Below are 21,177 nucleotides of genomic sequence, written 5' to 3'. Positions count from 1 at the left end.
GGGCCGCCGCCAAGGCCGCCTCGCGGGTCCGCCGGGAGTACGGCGTGAGCATGCTCGCCATGGGCGGGGGAGCCGCACTCATGCTGGCCGCCTCCGGCCGGGTCTGGGTGAGCGGTCAGCTGAGCTCGCCGGGTCCGGTGGCCTCCGTCACCGTCGACCTCACCGGCTCCGACCTCACCGGAGCCCTCAGCGGCCTCGGCCTGGCCGGTCTCGCCGGGATCGTCGGCCTGTACGCGGCCCGGTCCTGGGCGCGCCGTGCCGTCGGCCTCCTGGTCGCGGCCTGCGGTGTGTTCGCGCTCACCGCACTGTGGTCGGCCACCCGTCCCGGCGCCCTGACCGACGCCGTCGTGGAGCTGGCCACCGACACCGCCGGAGCCGCGGAGGGCGTGGGCACCCCCGGACTCCACGCTCTGGGCCCCGTCATGGGCGCGGCCGGAGCGGTCCTGCTGGTCCTGACGGGCCTGGTCGCGGTACTGCGTGCCCCTGCCTGGCCCGGCATGGGAAACCGGTACGATCGGGACGCCGCACCGCGTCCGCGCCAGGCGGAGACACCTGCCGACCTGTGGAAATCGCTGGACGCCGGTGACGACCCCACACTTGGCGCCCCGGATGACGGCGGGCCGCCGGAACCGAATCGGCGGACCCGTACCGAACCCGGTGACGACACCGAACCCGCACAGCTGGCCGAGCGGTCAGCCCAACCCAAGGAGAGTCCCTGATGGCCGACGCTCACCACGAGGAACACGACGACCACGGCAACACCCTGTCCGCCTGGTTCCTCACCCTTTCCTGGATCATCGCCTGGACCGTGGCCGCCGTCGCCATCATCTTCGGTGGTGACCTCGTGACCTGGACCGTCATCGCACTGATCGCCAGCATCGCGCTCGCCGTCGTCGCCGGTGTGATGAAGAAGATCGGCCTGGGCCGCAAGGAGCCGCGCCCGATTCCCCCGACCCGCGAGCAGTGGGAAGCGGACCGTAAGGCCGGCGCTGCGGGCGGTAAGTAGCCGAAAGCCCGGTTCGGATGCGAAAAACGCAGCTCACAACGGGTCAGTAACGAGAAATGGACGAAGGTCCCATAGGACGGGTACATTCTCCACACCGGTTCAGTTGCCGTCTTGAGCCGGTTCGGCGCTGTCTCGCCGAACCGGGGTCATTCTCATCCGGCCGCCCGTAGGCCCGGTTCGATCCCTCCCTGCCCCCGTCGGGCACGCGTGTGCTTCGGTCGTGCCGGGCCAAACCCCTTGTCCTCTTCTGGAAAGACTCTCCACTCATGAGCTATGGTCCCCCGCCCCCCGGCAACCCCGGCCCGCCTCACGGAGGCGGCTACGGTCCGCCCACCGGTGGCTACGGTCCGCCCCCCGGCGGTCCCGGCGGCTACGGGCCTCCCAGCGGCGGTCAGCCCGGCTTCGGCGGCCAGCCGCCCTCGACCGAGCCGCCCAAGAACTACCTGTGGATGAACGTCATCGGCATCTTCGGATGCACGATCGCGGGCATCATCGGCCTGATCTTCGCCCTCCAGGTCTCCAGCAAGTGGCAGATGGGCGACTACGCGGGGGCCGAGTCCTCCGCCAAGACGGCCAAGATCTGCGGCATCATCGGTCTGGTGGGCGCGGCTCTCTGGATCCTCTACATCATCTTCCTCATCATCGTGACGGTCGTGGCCGTGAACTCCGGCCCGACCTACTACCCGTAGCCGGGCCCGCGCCTAACCGGCGCACAGACGCACCCCGAGGCCGGTGCGGTGACCGTGGCACTGCCGACGGCCACCGCACCGGCCCCGCTGTTCTCCAGGGCCGCTGTTCTCCAGGCCCGGCCCACGCCGAGTAGGCTCGCAACCGTGCAGCACGAAGACACCCCCGCGACGGCGCCCCCGCGCCCCACCCTGGCCGACCGGGTCGGGGCCCTCGGCGCGCGCGTACACCCGGCCGTCTGGCCCGTGTCCCTGGGCGCCCTCGGGCTGGCCGGTGCCGTGCTGCTCCACTTCGTGGACCCCAACGAGTCGGGCAGCCCGTACCCCACCTGCCCCTGGCTGATGGTCACCGGCACCTTCTGCCCCGGCTGCGGCACCACCCGCGCCCTGGCCGCCCTGACCCACCTGGACGTGGCGGGAGCGGCGAGCATGAACCTGCTGCTCCTCGCCTGCCTGCCCTTCCTCGCCTACGCCTACCTGTCCTGGCTGAACCGCACCCTGCGCACCGCACCGGCGCGAAGACGTGTCCTCGTGGTCCGCCCCTGGCTCGCCCGGACCATCGTGGGCGGCTTCTTCCTCTTCTGGGTGCTGCGCAACCTGCCCTGGTTCTCCTTCCTCGCCCCCGGCACCCCGCTCCTCCCGGGCGGGTGACCCGCCCCGCCGCGGGCCCCGCCGAGTCAGACCCCCGTCCCCTTCCAGAAGGAAACGCACGCGTGAGCTACGGACCTCCACCCCCAGGCAACCCCGAAGGCCCTCCGCCCGGCGGAGGCCACGACCACGCCACGGGCGGATACAGCCCGCCCGCCGGAGGCTACGGCCAGCAGTCGGCTCCCTACGAACCCGGCGCCTACGGCCACCCCCAGGCCCCCTACGGCCAGCCGCCCGTCCCCTACGGGCACGGCGCCTACGGCACGCAGCCGCCCGCGTCCGAGCCGCCCAAGAACTACCTGGCGTTCAACATCCTGGGCATCTTCGGGTGCATCAGCGTCGTCGGGATCATCGGCCTGATCTTCGCCCTCCAGGTCTCCAGCAAGTGGCAGATGGGCGACTACGCCGGCGCCGAGTCCGCGGCCGGCACCGCCAAGATCCTCGGCATCATCGGCCTGGTCGGCTTCGTGATCATGGCGGCCTTCGTCGTCTTCTACATCCTCATCTTCCTCGGTGCGGGCCTCATGGCGGTCACCATGTAGCACCGGACCTCCAGGGCTGAGGGCCCTGGAACCGGGACCCACGGCCCCGACCCCGGCGCGGGTCGGGGCCGCCCGCGTCCCGCCCCGCGGAGGGACCGCCGACAGTAGGCTGACAGCGTGCAGCACGACGACGAACCCGCCGCCCCCGCCGCAACGGGAGAGCCCCCGGCACCCACCCTGGCCGACCGGATCGAGGCGCTCAGCGCGCGCGTCCACCCCGTCACCTGGCCGCTCGGACTGGCGGCCGTCGCCCTGGCGGGAGCCACCCTCCTCCACTTCGTGGACCCGGGCGAGGCGGACAACCCGTACCCCACCTGCCCCTGGCTGATGCTCACCGGAACTTTCTGCCCCGGCTGCGGCACCATGCGCGCCGTAGCGCTCCTCACCCGCCTGGACGTCGTCGGCGCCCTGGGCATGAACCCGCTCCTCATGCTGATGCTGCCCTACCTCGCCTACAGCTACGTCACCTGGCTGGTCGGCACCCTGCGGCCGAGAAGGCGCCCGCCCAGGCCCACCCCCACCTGGTTCGTCCTGGCGATCCTCGCCTCCTTCGTCGTCTTCTGGATCGTCCGCAACCTGCCCTGGTTCTCCTTCCTCGCACCGGGAACCCCGCTCCTGCCCACCTGGTGACACGGATTCGCCCGGCGTGGTGACATGGGGGCGGCGGCCCCCCGGTCCCCAAGGGTGGATACGATGACCAGCACACGGTGTGACAGCCGAGCGGCCGAGTACGCTCGGCGCCACAGGGTCCGATCCGGGCCGGCCGCCGTGAACCGAAACCATGGACGAGGGAGCTAGAACTGGTGAGCGTGCTCGACGAGATCCTCGACGGAGTACGCGCTGACCTGGCGCAGCGACAGGCGGAACTCCCCTTGGACCGCCTCAAGGCCCAAGCCGAGTCGGTGCCCGTCCCCAAGGACGCCGAAGCCGCCCTGCGCCGCCCCGGAGTCCACGTCATTGCCGAGGTCAAGCGGGCCAGCCCCTCCAAGGGGCCGCTCGCCTCCATCACCGACCCCGCGGCCCTGGCCCGTGACTACGAGGCCGGCGGCGCCACCCTGATCAGCGTGCTCACCGAGCAGCGCCGGTTCAACGGCAGCCTCGACGACCTGCGCGCCGTCCACGAAGCAGTGGAGACCCCGCTGCTGCGCAAGGACTTCGTCGTCAGCTCCTACCAGCTGTGGGAGGCCCGCGTCTTCGGCGCCTCCGCGATCCTGCTCATCGTCGCGGCCCTGCCCCAGGAGGCCCTGGTCTCCCTGGTCGAACGGGCCCGCTCGCTGGACCTGACCCCGCTGGTCGAGGTCCACGACGAGGAGGAGGTCGCCCGCGCCCTGGACGCCGGAGCGACCGTCATCGGCGTCAACGCGCGCAACCTCAAGACCCTGGAGGTCGACCGGGACACCTTCGCCCGGCTCGCCCCCCTCATCCCGGCCGACCGCGTCAGAATCGCGGAGTCCGGGATCCGCGGCCCGCACGACCTGCTGGCCTACGCCGGAGCCGGAGCCGGAGCCGTCCTGGTGGGCGAGAGCCTCGTCCGCGGACGCAACCCGCGCGAGGCCGTCGCCGACCTGGTGACCGCCGGTGCCCACCCCGCACTGCGCGACCGGAACTGACGGGGAAACACACGATGGGAACGACGAAGGCGCACACGGAGCGCACAGGGCGCGCGGGATCGACCGCCGCGTACCCGCTCCGGCGTCGATGGCGATGGCTCTAGGCCCTGTTTTTCTGGATGCTTTCGCTCGTGTCGGCGGAGCCGACATCGATGCGAGCGGCCGTCCAGGCAATCTCTCGCCAGACGATGAGCGAAGGTCAGCCCGGGTTCGGCTGTCCGAGCGACATCGGCGCAGCGAGAGGCCGCCTGGTGGCCGCGAGCGCGGAATGATCCAAAAAGCAGGGCCGAGGGAGCCCGTAGGCACAGCCCACGGGTTCCCGTCGCCGCGTTGACCCGAACCAACTCACGCCGCCGGAGCCAGGCGGCGCACAGCCGGTCGGCGCGCGGCCCCCCGCGGCGCGACGCCCCGGGGGACTCCGCGGTCGACCTCTTCTTTCCCAGGAGAACTTCCCATGAGCCACGCCCAACCGGTGCCCGACGACCGAGGGCACTACGGCCGCTTCGGTGGCCGGTTCGCCCCCGAGGCCCTCATCGCCGCCCTCGACGAGGTCGAGGCCGAGTGGGCCAAGGCCAAGGACGACCCCGCCTTCCACGCGGAGTTCGACGAGCTCCTCAAGAGCTACGCGGGCCGTCCCAGTCTGCTGACCGAGGCCCGCAACTTCTCCCAGCACGCGGGCGGCGCCCGGATCCTCCTCAAGCGCGAGGACCTCAACCACACCGGCTCGCACAAGATCAACAACGTGCTGGGCCAGGCGCTGCTCACCAAGCGCATGGGCAAGACCCGCGTCATCGCCGAGACCGGGGCCGGCCAGCACGGTGTGGCCACCGCCACCGCCTGCGCCCTGATGGGCCTGGACTGCCGCATCTACATGGGGGAGGAGGACACCAAGCGCCAGGCGCTCAACGTCGCTCGCATGGAGCTGCTCGGCGCCGAGGTCGTCCCGGTCACCATCGGCAGCCGCACCCTCAAGGACGCGATCAACGAGACCTTCCGCGACTGGGTGGCCAACGTCGACCACACCCACTACCTCTTCGGGACCGCGGCCGGACCGCACCCCTTCCCCAAGCTCGTGCGCGACCTGCACTTCACCGTGGGCGCCGAGGCCCGCGAGCAGGTCCTCGAACTCACCGGGAAGCTTCCCGACGCGGTCGCCGCCTGCGTCGGCGGCGGATCCAACGCCATCGCGATCTTCGCCGCCTTCATCCCCGACGAGAGCGTCGCCCTGTACGGCTTCGAGGCCGGGGGAGAGGGCGCCGACACCGGCCGCACCGCGGCCTCCATCACCGCGGGCAGCCACGGCGTCTTCCACGGGGCCCGTACCTTCGTCCTCCAGGACGAGTACGGCCAGACCCTGCCCAGCCACTCCATCTCCGCCGGGCTCGACTACCCGGCGGTGGGCCCCGAGCACGCCCACCTGGCCGACACGGGCCGCGCGTCCTACGAGGCCGTCACCGACGCCGAGGCCATGGAGGCCTTCCGCCTGCTCTGCCGAACCGAGGGCATCATCCCCGCGATCGAGAGCGCCCACGCACTGGCCGGAGCGCTCAAGCTCGGCCTGCGCCTGGGGCCCGACGCCGTCATCCTGGTGAACCTCTCCGGGCGCGGCGACAAGGACGTCAACACCGCGGCCGCGTACTTCGGCCTCGTCGACTCGGAGGGACAGGCGTAATGGCCGCGACCACACTCCAGACCAAACTCGCGGAGGCCCGCGAGGCCGACCGCGCCGCGCTCGTCGGCTACCTGCCCGCCGGGTTCCCCGACGTGGAGTCCTCGATCCGGGTCATCCAGGCCATGGTCGAGGGCGGCTGCGACGTCATCGAGGTCGGTCTGCCCTACTCCGACCCCATGATGGACGGCCCCACCATCCAGCGCGCCGCCGACCAGGCGCTGGCCTCGGGCACCACCACCGACGACGTCTTCCGGGTGGTGGAGGCCACGGCCGCCACCGGGGCTGCCGCCCTGGTCATGTCCTACTGGAACCCGATCGAGCGCTTCGGTGTGGAGCGCTTCGCCACCGAGCTGGCCAAGGCGGGCGGGGCCGGGGTCATCACGCCCGACCTCATCCCCGAGGAGGCCGACGAGTGGTTCGCCGCCTCCGACCAGGCCGGACTGGACCGCATCTTCCTCGTGGCGCCCTCCTCCACGGATCGCCGCCTGGAGCTCACCACCCGCGCCTCCAGCGGGTTCGTGTACGCGGCCTCCCTCATGGGGGTGACCGGCACCCGCACCCAGGTCGCCGACACCGCCGCGACCCTGGTGCGCCGCACCCGTGAGGTCACCGCCGAGTCCGGCCTGCCGATCTGCGTGGGCCTGGGCATCTCCACGGCCTCCCAGGCCGCCGAGGTCGCCGCCTACGCGGACGGCGTCATCGTGGGCGCCGGGTTCTGCCAGCGGATCCTGGACGCCCCGGACCTGGAGACCGGACTCATCGCGGTCCGCTCCTTCGCCGAGGAGCTCGCCGGGGGCGTCCGGTCCCGGTAGTGCTCGTTCCGGGCCCTCGGGCCGGCGGGGGGGCACACCTCCGGGGCGGCCCGCCGCTTCTGTGTGCCTGGTCAAGCACACGGTTAAGAGAGTGAGAATCGGGTGAGAGCACCCCCCGAAACCCCCTGAACCGGCCACGGAGCCGACGATTCGGTGGTGTGATGGCAGTGCTCCGACCGCCCGGGGGTGCCCTGGCTCCGCCCGGATTCGCCTCCCCGTGTCACAAGGTCACTACACACAGTAGGCTTTGTTCCGATACCCAGAGCGACGGCAGGCGCACCCAGCGCCATGCTCGCGGATGACCGACCCCCTCTCCCGAAGGCCACACAGATGACGGACACCAACGACGGCTACCCCGCCCCGGCCCCCCAGCCGCCCACCCGCTGGGAGACGGTCCAACCCTGGATCACCCTCGCCTGCCGGGTCGGCCTCGCCGCCGTCCTCATCACCGCCGCCGTCACCAAGTTCCCACCCGCCCTCTCCGTCCAGGCGGTCGAGGCCTACGACCTCTTCCCCACCGAGGTCGCCCAACTCATCGGCTACACCCTCCCCCTCTTCGAGCTCGCCCTCGCCCTGCTGCTCCTCGCCGGACTGGCCACCCGCTACGTCGGCGCCGCCAGCGCCCTCCTCATGGTCGTCTTCATCGCCGGAATCGTCTCCGCGATGGTCCGCGGCCTGAACATCGACTGCGGCTGCTTCGGCGGCGGCGGCCAGGTCGATCCGGGGGAGACCACCTACGGGCTCTCCATCGCGCGCGACATCGCCTTCGCCGCCATGGGCGCCTTCGCCGCGATCTGGCCCCGTTCCCCCTTCGCCCTCGACCGCGCCCTCGGGCTCTTCCGGTGACCTCCGGGCCCGGGGCGACGACCGACCACCTCCAGTAAAGTCAGAAACAGAGGAAAGCCATGGGGAGTGAAGCGCGCAAGCGCTCCCGCGAAAAGCTCAGGGAACAGCGGGAGAAGGAGAAGCGGGCCGCCAAACGCAACCGGACCCTGATCGTCGTCGGCGCCGCCGTGGCCGTGGTCGTGCTCGTCGTCGGCATCGGCTACGCGATCCTCAACTCCGACCGCAGTGACGGCTACGACGGTCCGATCGCCGCCCAGACCCTCCAGGACGACGGCAGCGTCGTGATGGCTGAGGAGGGCGTCTCCGCTCCCGTCGTCGAGGTCTACGCCGACTACCAGTGCCCGGCCTGCCGCCAGTTCGAGCTCCTCAACGGAGACGTCCTCAAGGAGCAGGCCGCCGAGGGCAACGCCGTCGTCCACTTCCGTCCGGTGAGCATCTTCGCCCAGCAGCCCACGCCCATCAGCTCGAACTCACTCCGCGCCGGGGCCGCCGCCCGCGCCGCCGCCGACCATGGTGTCTTCGTCGACTACAACGACACCCTCTTCGAGAACCAGCCCGCCGAGGGGCGCGAGGGCTTCAGCGTCAGCGACCTCAAGGAGTGGTTCCGCGAGACCGACGCCACCGATGACCAGGCCGGCGAGTTCGACGAGCGGATCGACGCCGAGGACGCCGTCGTCACCGAGTTCACCGAGGATTTCCTGCCCGCTCTCACCGCTGACGCCACCGAGCAGATCGGCGAGGCCAACATCGGCACCATGGTCCTGACCGACCTCATCGCCTGGGGAGCCGACAACGGGCACGACCCCTCCTTCCTCGAAGGCACCTACACGGGCGAGATCATCGACGCCACCGGGACGGCCTACACTCGCTACAGCGGAGAGAACGAGTTCCGCGGCACACCCTCCGTCTACATCAACGGCGAGTTGCTCGACAACAACACCGCCATGACCGCCAGGGGCCTGACCGAGGCGATCGCCTCCGCGGGCGACGGCGAGGTCGACACCCGGCCCATGGGTGAAGACGACGGGGGTGAAGCGGAGTAGAACCCCTGAACAGACCCCCCGCGTGCGGGGCGAACCCGAGAGCAGAGCAGTGACATTGTCGTCGACAGCTTCCGAGGGTGCGGCCGAGTTCGGTCGCGCCCTCGCGGCCATTCCCAGCCCCGAGATCAACGCGATCCCCATCGGGCCGTTCCAGATCCACTTCTACGCCCTGTGCATCCTGGCCGGGGTCATCGTCGCGGTCTTCTGGAGCGAGCGCCGCTGGAAGGCGATGGGGGGCGAGCCCGGCACGATCATGGACATGGCGGTCTGGGCCGTGATCCTGGGCCTGATCGGCGGCCGTCTGTACCACGTCATCAGTGACGCGCAACTGTACTTCGGCGAGGGCAAGGAACCCATCCAGGCCCTCTACATCTGGAACGGCGGCCTGGGTATCTGGGGTGCCGTCCCCCTCGGCGCCGTCGGCGTGTGGCTGGTCGCCCGCAAGCGCGGACTGTCGATGTCCAAGCTCTCCTTCGCGATCGCCCCCACGATCCCCCTCGCCCAGGGCATCGGCCGCTGGGGCAACTACTTCAACCAGGAACTCTTCGGCCGCCCCACCGACCTGCCCTGGGCCCTCGAGATCTACCCCACCCCCGAAGGCCACATGCGGGCGGGCATGGAGGTCGGCGTCACCACCTACCACCCGACCTTCCTCTACGAGTCCCTGTGGTGCGTGGCCCTGGCCGTCCTCCTGGCCTATCTCGGGCGCCGCTTCGAGAACTCCCTCCAGGGCGGCCGCCTCTTCGCCCTCTACGTCATGGGCTACTGCGTCGGCCGGTTCTGGATCGAGTACCTGCGCGTCGACCCGGCCAACGACTTCTTCGGCCTGCGCCTGAACAACTGGACCTCCGTCGCCGTCTTCGTCGGCGCTCTGGCCTACTTCGTCTGGGCCGGCCGCCGCATCGACTCCTTCTCCACCGCCGTCGTCCCCCACGGTCACGACGCCGGAACCCAGGTGTTCGGAGACACAACCGACGGCGCGACCACCGAGGAAGGCACTGTCTACAGCGCGGTTGACACCGACGACTCGGTGTTCGACCAGGCCACGGGCTCTTCCGAGGGCGCCGGCACGGAATACCACCCGAGCCCTGAGCGATCTAGTAGCGAGGGCTCGACGGAGGACGACGCCGACAAGGGCGGGGACAACTCCGGGTCGAAGCCCGAGTAGAGCGGGACAACACCGAACCGAGGCGCACCGGCCCGTGGCCGACCGCGCCGTACGGCTTTTCCCGCACCAGTCGAGCAGACCACGGGTTGACGATTGAGAAAGACCGTGAGCAGAGCCGAGTCCGGATACGGACGCAGACGTCGGCGCGGCGGATCCCGCCGCGCCGCCAGCGCCCGCACCGAGGAGCACGTCGACGACTACGGCCCCGAGGACGGGTACGAGGACCAGTACGACCCGGAGGAGGACTTCTCCGCCGAGTACGGTCACGCCCCGGCCCGGGCCGAGGCCGACCACGACGGCTATGACGACGACCCCGACTCCGGGTACGGGGACGACCAGGACACCGAGGAGGACCGGGCCCACGAGTCCGGCCGTGCCGCGGGCCGCCAGGGGCGGCGCAAGGGCAAGGACAGGAAGGGCGTGGGACGCGTCTCCGCCTTCTCCGCGTCCGCGATCAAGAAGGTGTCGGTCCTGGGTGAGCGGCCCAACCAGATCGTCTACACCCTCGCCGAACAGAGCAAGCGCAAGCGCGGCACCGCCGTGCTGGGCGTGCTGCTGGGCGCCTTCGGTATCGCTCTGGTCGCCCTCCTGGGCGTGCTGACCTACCAGCTCGTCACCGGGACCGGCGGCAACACCGCCGGAGGCGAGGACAGCGTCGTCGCCCCGCCCGAAGGGCACAGCACCATCACACCGGAGCTCTACCTGTTCGAGCCCGACCGCCCCGACGTGTTCGGCTCCATCGACCAGCGTCCCGACGACGTCGAACCCATGACCCAGGAGGCCGTGTTCGGTCCGGTCGAGGAGCTCGACATGGCCGGGATGGACCTGCAGCTGCGCGACTCCGAGGTCACGGACTCCTGCACCTCCCTGGTGTGGGGCGAGGAGCTGGGACAGAGCCTCCTGGACGCCAACTGCCTCAACGCGGCCTCCGGTGTCTACACCGACTCCGATGAGGAGTACGTCGCCCAGGTGACCCTGTTCGACCTCTCCGACAGCGAGAGCGCCACCGAGGTGGCCGCCGCCATCGACCCCGCCAACACCGAGACCGGGCCCGGGTTCCTGCTGCCCCGCGAGGTCGAGGGCGTCGAAGGGCTCCAGGACGGCTACAGCCAGGCCACCACCCAGGTCATGGGCCACTACCTGGCCGTGTACTGGGTCGCGGCCGCGGACGGCTCCCCGCCCGGGGACGACGCCGGCATCGCCACCGCGAGCGTGGTCTCCCAGAGCGCGTTCTCCTTCGTCTACGACGAGGTCGTCGCGCACAACCCCGAGGACGAGGGGGAGTAGGAACGGAACTGTCCGGCCCTGTCGGGCGCCCCGATAGGATCTCGGACAGATCGACCCGCCCGCTAGGGTGTGTTCCGCGGATGCTCCAGGAGCACGGCCCTGGGTCGTGACGAGGCGGGAGACATCCCCCTCGACTCCCGAGCGCAACCGGGCCGGTCACCTCGCGTGACCGGCCCGCATCCACGGAAAGGTCCTTTGGGTGTCCCCTTCTGAACCGCCGACGCCTGGCAGGCCGGGCCGCCGGAGGAAAAGCAGCGAGTCCGACGAGCTCCCAGCCCCGTCCACCGACAGCCGGGCGGGTGGGCGCCGCAAGAACGGCGGCCGACGCAAGAAGGAGCCCCGGCGCTTCGGCCGGATGCTGCCCCTCCTGATCGGCGCGCTGGTCGTGGCGCTCATCGCCCTTGGCACGGTGCTGTACTTCCAACTCTCCGGAGACGACGCCGGGGAGCAGGCCGCCCAGGAGACCCGCCCGGCCCTGTACAAGGTCCAGGACTCCCAGGACAGCAACATGAACACGGTGCTGGCCTCCCGGGAGGACGACTCCCGCCCCCTGAACGAGGGCGAGCTGTTCGAGCGGCACAACTCCGAGATCTCCGGCCAGAGCCTCGACTTCACCATGCGTGAATCGGAGCTGACCGAGGACTGCTCGGCCGCGGTCTGGGGCGAGCAGGTCCAGCAGGCCCTGGCCGACGCGGACTGCACCCAGGCGGGACGCGCCACCTACCTCTCGGACGACGACGTCTTCGGTGTGGTCGCGGTGTTCAACCTGGCCGACATCGAGGCCAGCCGCGCCGTGGCCCGTGCCATGGAGCTGCCCGAGACCGAGGAGGGCGAGGAGCCGGTCGACCCGGGCTTCGTCCTCTCACCCACGGGCAACGACCCCTTCGACCGCCTCGGCAGCGGTTACAGCGCCGCCGACGCGATCATCACCGGCCACTACCTCGTGGTGATCTGGGTCCAGCCCACCGACTCCGAATCGGTCGAGGAGCGGGTCAGCCTGGTCACCCCCCTGGTGACCCTGGCCAACTTCCGCAACCCCTTCTTCCGGCGCCTGGGCGAGCTCGACAACGGCGAGCCGACCGAGACCGGCACGGAGGAGGGCACCGAGGAGGGACTGGTCGAGGACCCGCCCCTGGAGGACCAGCCCCCGGCCGACGACCAGGTCGAGGCCCCGGTCGGCCCGGGTGAATAAGGGCCTGGCTGGATGAGGGCGCAGGTGGACAAGGGCCCAGCCGGATAGCTGGGCGCGGATACGGAAGCGGGGCCCGGGGGACACACGTCCCGCCGGGCCCCGCTTCCGTGCACGGGCCCTGCGCCCAGGCCCTAGGTCCGGCTCTCCGCCTGGATCTCCTCCACCCGCGCCACCAGTTCCGAGGCCAGGACCCGCAGCTCCGAGAAGCGGTGCTCGGGCAGGTCCAACAGGCTGTGCCCGGCCACCCAGTCCGGAGCCGACGCCACCGCGTGCCGGGCCGTACGCTTGTTGGCCGGTCGCCCCCGCCAGGCCGACACCTCCACCAGACCCGTCCGCAGCGTCGTGGTCAGCGTGCCGTGCGCGCTGCCCTGCACGTGGGCCAGCAACCGGCCGGTGCTCCCGCCCGGCTCCGGGTTGCGCGTCAACCGGATCGCGGTCAGGTCCGGGGCGCCCAGCCCCCGCAGGAACCGCACCCGCCTCCCGGGCTCGACCATGGCGCGGAACGCGCGCTGGCCCGCCTCGTCGCGCACCCAACGCGAGGACGAGGGCACCAGCACGAAGGTGTCGTCGGTGGTCGCGGCCAGCGCCGCCCGGGCGGCCAACCGCTCCCACCCGCCGGTGAGGTTGACCACCGCGCACGTCCCGACGGCGGTGGGGGAGTTCATCCACGTGGAAAGGCGTACCCGCACCTCCTTGGTGACCTCCCGCGGCCAGTCGCCGACCAGGGCGGGGACAACGCCCTCGTCAGGCCCGGCGCTCTCGACGGCCTCGGCGCTTCCGTCCCCCGAAGGGCCCTCTGCGCCCTGCGCGCCCCGGGCGCGCACCAGCTCGGTGACCCGGTCCAGTACCGCCGAGGCCCGCTCCACGTCCAGCCCGCCCCGCGCCTCCTTGGCGTTGACCCCCTGGCTGTACACCCGGGAGGCGTCGCCGCCGGGGGAGGGCAGGGTGCGTGCGAGCGGCCGCAGCACGTACAGGTCGCTGGCGGCGCCGATCGACTCCGCGCCCAGGTACCGGTTGAAGTCCGGCCACACCGCCTCCATGAGCAGCCCCGACCGCACGAGTCGCGCCTGGGTCGCGGCGGCCAGCTTCGGGGTGGTCTCACTGGCCCCGTAGGCCACCAGCACCCGGCTGCGCTTGGGGTCGGACAGACCCTCCACCCCGCGCCGTACGAACAGCTCCACCCCGTCGGGGGTGTAGGGCGGGTCGGTGAACACCAGGTCGGAGCTCTCCCTCAGCACCGGGGGCAGCCCCAGCCGCAGGTCGGCGCTGTGCGTGCGCACCGCCAGCCCCAGCCGGTCGGCCACCGCGTCGATGTGGGCCAGCACCCGCTCGTCCAGGTCCACGACCTCCACCCGCGCCCCGGGCTCCACCAGGGTCAGGGCCACCGACGTCAGGTCGTGGTCGCCCACGCACAGGACCGTGCGCTGGCGCAGGTCGAACCGGGTGGCCAGGAACAGCGCCCGGCGAAGGGCGGTCTCGGCGGTCGCGGACACGTGGTCCAGGTCCAGGTCCGAGGAAGGTCCTTCGGCGACCGCCCGCACGAGTTCCGCGGCTGCCCGGGGATGGTCCGAGAGCAGGTGGGCCACCGGGTCGGCGAGCACCGGGGCCGTCGCCCCCGTGTAGTGGCCGGGGCGGGCCAGCCGGCACCGGTCGCCGCCGGGTTCGCGCACCAGCTCCCCGGCGGCCTCCAGCTCCTTGAGCAGGGAGGACACCACGGCGTACGCGACACCGCCCGCGCGCACCAGGTCGTTGGCGCTCCACCACCGCCCGTCGGAGAGCAGCGACAGGATCAGCCTGGGCCGCGGGGCGTCGGGGCCGTGCGCGCGCAGGAAGTCCTGCGCCGCCTCGGGGAGGGGCGGGTGGGGAGGGCCGGATAGCCGGGACGGGCGTTCGTCGGGCCGAAGGGCCGCGGGTGTCTCCAGAACCGGGACTCCGGGTACGCGGGTGGCTTCGTTCGGGGTGTCGGCTCCGGACTCGTCCGGGCCGGGGGAAGTCGGGTGTCCTGCCATTCCGCGATCCTCCCACGCCTCGCGGGCCACACCGGTGACGCAGGTCAGGGTGGTTCGTCGCGGATGAGGGAGATATCACTCCTCGCGTCACTTCCTCCCCCCTTGGGCGCGGCGTTAACGCCGGGGTAATGTGGGTGAGCGGCGCGCTTCGCCGTGCTGCCCGGGGTGAAGAACCGACCTCCAGTCGGGGTTTTACCCACTTTGGGAGGTTTAGCAGGGTTCCCTCGTGGAAAAACCGGCTAGGCCAGCTCTCATCGGACCTGAATCCGAGAGGGACGCGTGTCACCTTCCACAGATCGGGCACGCAAGAAGCGACGGCGCACCGCGGCGCCACCTGGTCTAGACCTTCGATTCGCATCGGGGCTGGACCAGCATGTATAAGAGAACCTGCCCGCAGCGGGCAGCCCGACCACCACCGGCGACACGAAGACGTGCACGCAACACGGTGAACCGGACCGGGCACCCCGCACAGCCGGGAACCCCGCCCCAGGCGGACACAACAGCATCACGCACGCAGCAGGGCCAACGTCGTCCCGGATGCGCTTTTCACGAAGCCGATCTAAGACGACAGGAGGGTAGATGCCTGCTGGAAACGTGCGGCGTTCGTCCGTCCGAACGAACGCGACCGCCACACCCCAGGGCCTGTACGACCCCACCTTCGAGCACGACGCCTGCGGAGTGGGCTTCGTCGCCGACCTGACTGGACGTCGCAGCCACGACATCGTGCAGAAGGCGCTCACCGTACTGCGCAACCTGGACCACCGCGGAGCCTCCGGCGCCGACCCCGACGACGGCGACGGCGCGGGCATCCTCACCCAGGTTCCGCACGAGCTCTACACCGAGGTCTGCGACTTCCCGCTCCCCGACGCCGGCGCCTACGCCACCGGCATCGGCTTCCTCCCCTCCGACGCCGCCGAGCGCGCCGCCGCCGTGGAGAAGATCAACGCCATCGTCACCGACGAGGGCCTGACCCTCCTCGGCTGGCGCGAGGTCCCCTTCGAGCCCCAGTACAGCGGGCCCGCCGCCCGCGAGGTCATGCCCTACTTCGGGCAGATCTTCATCGCCGGCACCGAGGGCACCCCCACCGAGGGCCTCACCGGAATCGCCCTCGAGCGCCACGCCTACTGCGTCCGCAAGCGCGCCGAGCACGAGACCGACGTCTACTTCCCGAGCCTGTCCCCGCGCACCATCGCCTACAAGGGCATGCTCACCACCCCGCAGCTGGAGCCGTTCTTCCCGGACCTGTCCGACCGCCGCTACAGCTCCGGCCTGGCCCTGGTCCACTCCCGGTTCTCCACCAACACGTTCCCGTCCTGGCCGCTCGCCCACCCGTTCCGCTTCGTGGCGCACAACGGCGAGATCAACACGGTCAAGGGCAACCGGAACATGATGCGGTCCCGCGAGGCCAAGCTCGCCACCGACCTCATCCCCGGCGACCTCGACCGCATCTTCCCCATCGTCGACCCCGACGACTCCGACACCGCGTCCTTCGACGACGCCCTGGAGCTGCTCCACCTCGGCGGCCGCTCCCTGCCCCACGCCGTCCTGATGATGATCCCGGAGCCCTGGGAGAACCACACCGAGATGGACCCGGCCGTACGGGCCTTCTACGAGTACCACTCCACGCTCATGGAGCCCTGGGACGGCCCCGCCTCGGTGTCCTTCACCGACGGCACCCTCGTCGGCTCCGTCCTGGACCGCAACGGACTGCGCCCCGGCCGCTACTGGGTCACCGACGACGGCCTCGTCGTCCTGGCCTCCGAAGCCGGCGTCCTCGACATCGACCCCGCCACCGTCGTCCGCAAGGGCCGGCTCCAGCCCGGCCGCATCTTCGTCGTCGACACCGCCCAGGGGCGGATCATCGAGGACGAGGAGATCAAGGCCGAACTCGCCGCCGAACACCCCTACCAGGAGTGGATCGACTCCGGCATCCTGCGCCTGGCCGACCTCCCCGAGGCCGAGCCCACCCCGGTCACCGACCTCAACCGCGCCCAGCAGGTGTTCGGCTACACCGAGGAAGAGCTCCGCGTCATCCTCACCCCCACGGCCCGCACCGGCGCCGAGCCGATCGGCTCCATGGGCACCGACACCCCCGTGGCGGCCCTGTCCGACCGCTCGCGCCAGCTCTTCGACTACTTCTCGCAGAACTTCGCGCAGGTCACCAACCCGCCGCTGGACGCCATCCGCGAGGAGATGGTCACCAGCCTCTCCACGCTCCTCGGCGCCGAGCACAACATCCTCGACGCGGCACCCGGCGACACCCAGCGCCTCGTCCTGCCCACCCCGGTCGTCGACCAGGCCCAGCTGGCCTCCATCGTCGCCGCGGGGCGGACCAACCCGGCACTGAAGACCTACACCGTCGACGGCACCTACCCCGTCGACGGCGGCGGCGACGCCCTCTCCGCCCGCCTGGACGAGATCAACACCGAGGTCTCCGCGGCCATCGCCGACGGCGCCCACATCCTCGTCCTCAGCGACCGCCGCGCCGACGCCGAGCGCGCCCCCGTCCCGTCACTGCTCCTGACCGGCAACGTCCACCACCACCTGGTACGCGAGAAGACCCGCACCGAGGTCGGCCTGCTCATCGAGGCCGGCGACGTGCGCGAAGCCCACCACGTGGCCCTCCTCATCGGCTACGGCGCCTCCGCGGTCAACCCGTACCTGGCCCTGGAGACCGTCCGCGACCTCGTCGAGCGCGGTGTCATCGGTGGCATCGAAGCCGACCAGGCCGTCGCCAACGTCGTCAAGGCGTTCGGCAAGAGCGTCCTGAAGATCATGTCCAAGATCGGCGTGTCCACGGTCAGCTCCTACACCGGCGCCCAGATCTTCGAGGCCCTCGGCCTGGGCCACGAGGTCATCGACCGCTGCTTCACCGGCACCACCTCCCGCCTGGGCGGCGTCGGCTTCGACGTCCTCGCCGAAGAGGTCGCCATCCGCCACCGCCGCGCCCACACCGCCAACCCCAGCGCCCACCGGCGCCTGGAGGTCGGCGGCGAGTACCAGTGGCGCCGCGAGGGCGAACCCCACCTGTTCAACCCCGAGACCGTCTTCAAGCTCCAGCACTCCACCCGGAGCCGTTCGTACGAGATCTTCAAGGAGTACACGAACAAGGTCGACGACCAGGCCGCCGAGCTCATGACCCTGCGCGGGCTCTTCCGCCTCAAGGAGGGCGTGCGCGAACCCGTCCCCATCGACGAGGTCGAGCCCGTCTCGGAGATCGTCAAGCGCTTCTCCACCGGCGCCATGTCCTACGGCTCCATCTCCGCCGAGGCACACGAGACCCTCGCCATCGCGATGAACCGCCTCGGCGGCAAGTCCAACACCGGCGAGGGCGGCGAGGACCCCGACCGCTTCACCCGCGACGCCAACGGCGACCTGCGCCGCAGCGCCATCAAGCAGGTCGCCTCCGGCCGCTTCGGCGTCACCTCGCACTACCTCAGCAACGCCGACGACATCCAGATCAAGATGGCCCAGGGCGCCAAGCCCGGCGAAGGCGGCCAGCTGCCCGGCCACAAGGTCTACCCGTGGGTGGCCGACACCCGCCACTCCACCCCCGGCGTCGGCCTCATCTCGCCGCCGCCCCACCACGACATCTACTCCATCGAGGACCTCGCCCAGCTCATCCACGACCTCAAGAACGCGAACCCGTCCGCACGGGTCCACGTCAAGCTGGTCTCCGAAGCGGGCGTGGGCACCGTCGCCACCGGCGTGTCCAAGGCGCACGCCGACGTCGTCCTCATCTCCGGCCACGACGGGGGCACCGGCGCCTCGCCGCTCAACTCGCTCAAGCACGCGGGCACCCCCTGGGAACTCGGCCTCGCCGAAACCCAGCAGACCCTGCTGCTCAACGGCCTGCGCGACCGCATCGTCGTCCAGACCGACGGCCAGATGAAGACCGGCCGCGACGTCGTCGTCGCCGCCCTGCTCGGCGCCGAGGAGTACGGATTCGCCACCGCACCCCTCGTCGTCTCCGGCTGCGTCATGATGCGCGTCTGCCACCTCGACACCTGCCCCGTGGGCGTGGCCACCCAGAACCCCGCCCTGCGCGAGCGGTTCTCCGGCAAAGCCGAGTACGTCGTCAACTTCTTCGAGTTCATCGCCCAGGAAGTCCGCGAATACCTCGCCCAGCTCGGCTTCCGCAGCCTCGACGAGGCCATCGGCGCCGTCGACCTGCTCGACACCGCCGAGGCCGTCGGCCACTGGAAGGCCCAGGGCCTGGACCTGTCGCCGATCCTGCACGAGGTCGAGCCCATCGCCGGCGACCACCGCTCCCACCGGCGCGGCCAGGAGCACGGCCTCGAAAAGGCCCTGGACAACACCCTCATCCAGCTCAGTGAGGGCGCACTCGACTTCGGCCAACCGGTCAGGCTCGAACTCCCGGTCCGCAACGTCAACCGCACCGTCGGCACCATGCTCGGCCACGAGGTCACCAAGCGCTACGGCGCCACCGGCCTGCCCGCCGACACCATCGACGTGTCCTTCACCGGCTCCGCGGGACAGTCCTTCGGCGCCTTCCTGCCCAAGGGCATCACCCTGCGCCTGTCCGGCGACGCCAACGACTACGTCGGCAAGGGCCTGTCCGGCGGCCGCGTCATCGTCCGCCCTGCGCAGACCTCCACCCTGGTCGCCGAGGACCACATCATCGCCGGAAACGTCATCGGCTACGGCGCCACCTCCGGAGAGCTCTTCCTCCGCGGCATCGTCGGCGAACGCTTCTGCGTCCGCAACTCCGGCGCCCTCGCGGTCGTCGAAGGCGTCGGCGACCACGGCTGCGAGTACATGACCGGCGGCCGCGCCGTCATCCTCGGCCGCACCGGACGCAACTTCGCCGCCGGCATGTCCGGAGGCATCGCCTACGTCCTCGACCTGGACACCGAACGCGTCAACGGCGAAATGGTCGACATCGAGGAGCTCACCGGCGAGGACCGCGAGTTCCTCACCGACGCCCTCACCCGCCACCACGCCGAAACCGGCTCCGCCGTCGCCGAACGCCTCCTGGCCCAGGGCGACAAGGGCCTCGACCGCATCGCCAAGGTCATGCCGCGCGACTTCAAGCGCGTCCTGCTCGCCCAGGCCGAGGCCGAACGCGAAGGACGCGACGTCAACGAGGCCGTCATGGCCTCCGCGCAGTCCTGAAGTCAGCACACGAAAGGAGGAACGACCATGGCTGACCCCAAGGGTTTCCTGAAGATCACCGAGCGCGAGCTCCCCAAGCACCGCCCCGTCGACGTCCGCATCCAGGACTGGCGCGAGGTCCAGGAGGACTTCGACCGAGGCACCGTCACCAAGCAGGCCTCACGCTGCATGGACTGCGGCATCCCCTTCTGCCACAACGGGTGCCCGCTCGGCAACCTCATCCCCGAGTGGAACAACCTCGTCCACACCCACGACTGGGCCGAGGCGATCGAACGGCTCCACGCCACCAACAACTTCCCCGAATTCACCGGCCGCCTCTGCCCGGCGCCCTGCGAATCGGCCTGCGTGCTCGGCATCAACCAGCCCGCCGTCACCATCAAGAACGTCGAGGTCTCCATCATCGACCGCGCGTGGGAGGAAGGCTGGGTCAAGCCCCTGCCCCCCACCCACCGCACCGGCAAGAAGGTCGCCGTCGTCGGCTCCGGCCCCGCCGGCCTGGCCGCCGCCCAGCAGCTCACCCGCGCCGGACACGACGTCACCGTCTACGAGCGCGCCGACCGCATCGGCGGCCTGCTCCGCTACGGCATCCCCGAGTTCAAGATGGAGAAGCGGCACATCGACCGCCGCCTCGCCCAGATGACCGCGGAGGGCACCACCTTCCGCACCGGCGTCGACATCGGCGTCGACATCACCGTCGACCGGCTCAAGGCCGACAACGACGCCGTCGTCCTCACCGGCGGCGCCACCAAGTGGCGCGACCTGCCCGCCACCGGCCGCGAACTCCAGGGCATCTACCAGGCCATGGAGTACCTGCCCCTGGCCAACAAGGTCCAGGAGGGCGACCTCGACCGCGCGCCCATCCACGCCGAGGGCAAGCACGTCGTCGTCATCGGCGGCGGCGACACCGGCGCCGACTGCGTCGGCACCGCACACCGCCAGGGCGCCGCCTCGGTCACCCAGCTCGAGATCATGCCCAAGCCCCCCGCCCAGCGCCCCGACCACCAGCCCTGGCCCACCATGCCGATGCTGTACAAGGTCACCAGCGCCCACGAGGAGGGCGGCAAGCGGATCTACTCCGTCAACACCCTGGAGTTCCTGGGCGACGGGAACGGCAACGTCCGCGCGCTGAAGCTCGTCGAGGTCAAGCGCGGCCCGAACGGCTTCGAACCGGTCGAGGGCACCGAACGCGAGATCCCCGCCGACCTCGTCACCCTCGCCATGGGCTTCGTCGGCCCCGAGAAGGAGGGCATGCTCGACCAGCTCGGCGTCGAACTCGACGGCCGCGGCAACGTCGTGCGCGACAACGACTACCGCACCACCGTCGACGGCGTCTTCTGCGCCGGCGACATGGGCCGCGGCCAGTCGCTGATCGTCTGGGCCATCGCCGAGGGTCGCTCCGCCGCCGCCGGCGTGGACCGCTACCTCACCGACGACACCGCCCTGCCGGTGGCCATCCCGCCCACCGAGCGCCCGCTCGTGTAGCGGGAACCCACAGGGACGGACACGGAACACACCGGGCG

Annotated in this window: 17 protein-coding genes; 16 read left to right on the top strand and 1 reads right to left on the bottom strand. The window is 71.0% G+C overall.

Annotation, left to right across the window (positions count from 1 at the left end; all coding sequences use genetic code 11):
• The first annotated feature begins 50 nt into the window (after nucleotides 1-50).
• The 14 genes from D458_RS0113355 (at nucleotide 51) to D458_RS0113290 (ending at nucleotide 12,512) form a co-directional block, all read left to right on the top strand.
• On the top strand, nucleotides 51-719 hold the full coding sequence (locus tag D458_RS0113355; RefSeq protein ID WP_051049686.1) for a Trp biosynthesis-associated membrane protein: 669 nt from the start codon (nucleotides 51-53) through the stop codon (nucleotides 717-719).
• Nucleotides 719-1,006, top strand: a complete 288-nt coding sequence (locus D458_RS0113350) for an HGxxPAAW family protein (protein ID WP_017587255.1) — start codon at nucleotides 719-721, stop codon at nucleotides 1,004-1,006. The genes D458_RS0113355 and D458_RS0113350 overlap by 1 nt, the downstream gene beginning before the upstream one ends.
• Nucleotides 1,007-1,272: 266 nt before the next feature.
• Nucleotides 1,273-1,695, top strand: coding sequence for a CD225/dispanin family protein (locus tag D458_RS0113345; RefSeq protein ID WP_017587254.1), 423 nt, complete (start codon nucleotides 1,273-1,275; stop codon nucleotides 1,693-1,695).
• Nucleotides 1,696-1,839: 144 nt separating this feature from the next.
• Nucleotides 1,840-2,343, top strand: a complete 504-nt coding sequence (locus D458_RS0113340) for a DUF2752 domain-containing protein (protein ID WP_017587253.1) — start codon at nucleotides 1,840-1,842, stop codon at nucleotides 2,341-2,343.
• A gap of 62 nt (nucleotides 2,344-2,405) precedes the next feature.
• A complete protein-coding gene (locus tag D458_RS0113335; protein WP_017587252.1) occupies nucleotides 2,406-2,882 on the top strand; it encodes a CD225/dispanin family protein in 477 nt (158 codons plus the stop codon).
• Between the two features lie 117 nt (nucleotides 2,883-2,999).
• On the top strand, nucleotides 3,000-3,512 hold the full coding sequence (locus D458_RS0113330; protein ID WP_017587251.1) for a DUF2752 domain-containing protein: 513 nt from the start codon (nucleotides 3,000-3,002) through the stop codon (nucleotides 3,510-3,512).
• A 173-nt stretch (nucleotides 3,513-3,685) separates the two neighbouring features.
• Nucleotides 3,686-4,492 carry an indole-3-glycerol phosphate synthase TrpC gene (trpC, locus tag D458_RS0113325; RefSeq protein WP_017587250.1) on the top strand — a complete coding sequence of 269 codons (807 nt, stop codon included), beginning with the start codon at nucleotides 3,686-3,688 and terminating at the stop codon, nucleotides 4,490-4,492.
• A 454-nt stretch (nucleotides 4,493-4,946) separates the two neighbouring features.
• Nucleotides 4,947-6,164 carry a tryptophan synthase subunit beta gene (gene trpB, locus D458_RS0113320; protein ID WP_017587249.1) on the top strand — a complete coding sequence of 406 codons (1,218 nt, stop codon included), beginning with the start codon at nucleotides 4,947-4,949 and terminating at the stop codon, nucleotides 6,162-6,164.
• Nucleotides 6,164-6,976 (top strand): tryptophan synthase subunit alpha, encoded by an 813-nt coding sequence (gene trpA, locus D458_RS0113315; protein ID WP_017587248.1) that lies wholly within the window; start codon nucleotides 6,164-6,166, stop codon nucleotides 6,974-6,976. The genes trpB and trpA overlap by 1 nt, the downstream gene beginning before the upstream one ends.
• A 330-nt stretch (nucleotides 6,977-7,306) precedes the next feature.
• Complete coding sequence (locus D458_RS0113310) at nucleotides 7,307-7,822, top strand: MauE/DoxX family redox-associated membrane protein (RefSeq protein ID WP_017587247.1); 516 nt, start codon at nucleotides 7,307-7,309, stop codon at nucleotides 7,820-7,822.
• 59 nt (nucleotides 7,823-7,881) lie between these two features.
• Complete coding sequence (locus D458_RS0113305) at nucleotides 7,882-8,865, top strand: DsbA family protein (protein ID WP_017587246.1); 984 nt, start codon at nucleotides 7,882-7,884, stop codon at nucleotides 8,863-8,865.
• 55 nt (nucleotides 8,866-8,920) lie between these two features.
• On the top strand, nucleotides 8,921-10,033 hold the full coding sequence (lgt, locus tag D458_RS0113300) for a prolipoprotein diacylglyceryl transferase (protein WP_017587245.1): 1,113 nt from the start codon (nucleotides 8,921-8,923) through the stop codon (nucleotides 10,031-10,033).
• Nucleotides 10,034-10,138: 105 nt separating this feature from the next.
• Nucleotides 10,139-11,320 carry a hypothetical protein gene (locus D458_RS0113295; RefSeq protein WP_017587244.1) on the top strand — a complete coding sequence of 394 codons (1,182 nt, stop codon included), beginning with the start codon at nucleotides 10,139-10,141 and terminating at the stop codon, nucleotides 11,318-11,320.
• A 355-nt stretch (nucleotides 11,321-11,675) separates the two neighbouring features.
• Nucleotides 11,676-12,512 (top strand): hypothetical protein, encoded by an 837-nt coding sequence (locus D458_RS0113290; RefSeq protein ID WP_017587243.1) that lies wholly within the window; start codon nucleotides 11,676-11,678, stop codon nucleotides 12,510-12,512.
• 131 nt (nucleotides 12,513-12,643) lie between these two features.
• Here the strand turns inward: D458_RS0113290 and D458_RS0113285 are convergent, their stop codons facing one another.
• On the bottom strand, nucleotides 12,644-14,521 hold the full coding sequence (locus D458_RS0113285; protein WP_017587242.1) for a bis-aminopropyl spermidine synthase family protein: 1,878 nt from the start codon (nucleotides 14,519-14,521) through the stop codon (nucleotides 12,644-12,646).
• Between the two features lie 579 nt (nucleotides 14,522-15,100).
• On the opposite strand from D458_RS0113285, the gene gltB reads away from it, so the two are divergent.
• Together gltB and D458_RS0113275 are read left to right on the top strand one after the other, a co-directional pair.
• Nucleotides 15,101-19,657, top strand: a complete 4,557-nt coding sequence (gene gltB, locus D458_RS0113280; RefSeq protein ID WP_040702382.1) for a glutamate synthase large subunit — start codon at nucleotides 15,101-15,103, stop codon at nucleotides 19,655-19,657.
• A gap of 27 nt (nucleotides 19,658-19,684) precedes the next feature.
• Nucleotides 19,685-21,139, top strand: coding sequence for a glutamate synthase subunit beta (locus D458_RS0113275; RefSeq protein ID WP_017587240.1), 1,455 nt, complete (start codon nucleotides 19,685-19,687; stop codon nucleotides 21,137-21,139).
• Nucleotides 21,140-21,177 lie beyond the last annotated feature (38 nt).

Source organism: Nocardiopsis ganjiahuensis DSM 45031, assembly GCF_000341085.1.
GTDB classification, from domain to species: Bacteria; Actinomycetota; Actinomycetes; order Streptosporangiales; family Streptosporangiaceae; genus Nocardiopsis; species Nocardiopsis ganjiahuensis.
Note: the sequence above shows the minus strand (reverse complement) of the source record. Positions and strands in the feature narration are given on the sequence as shown.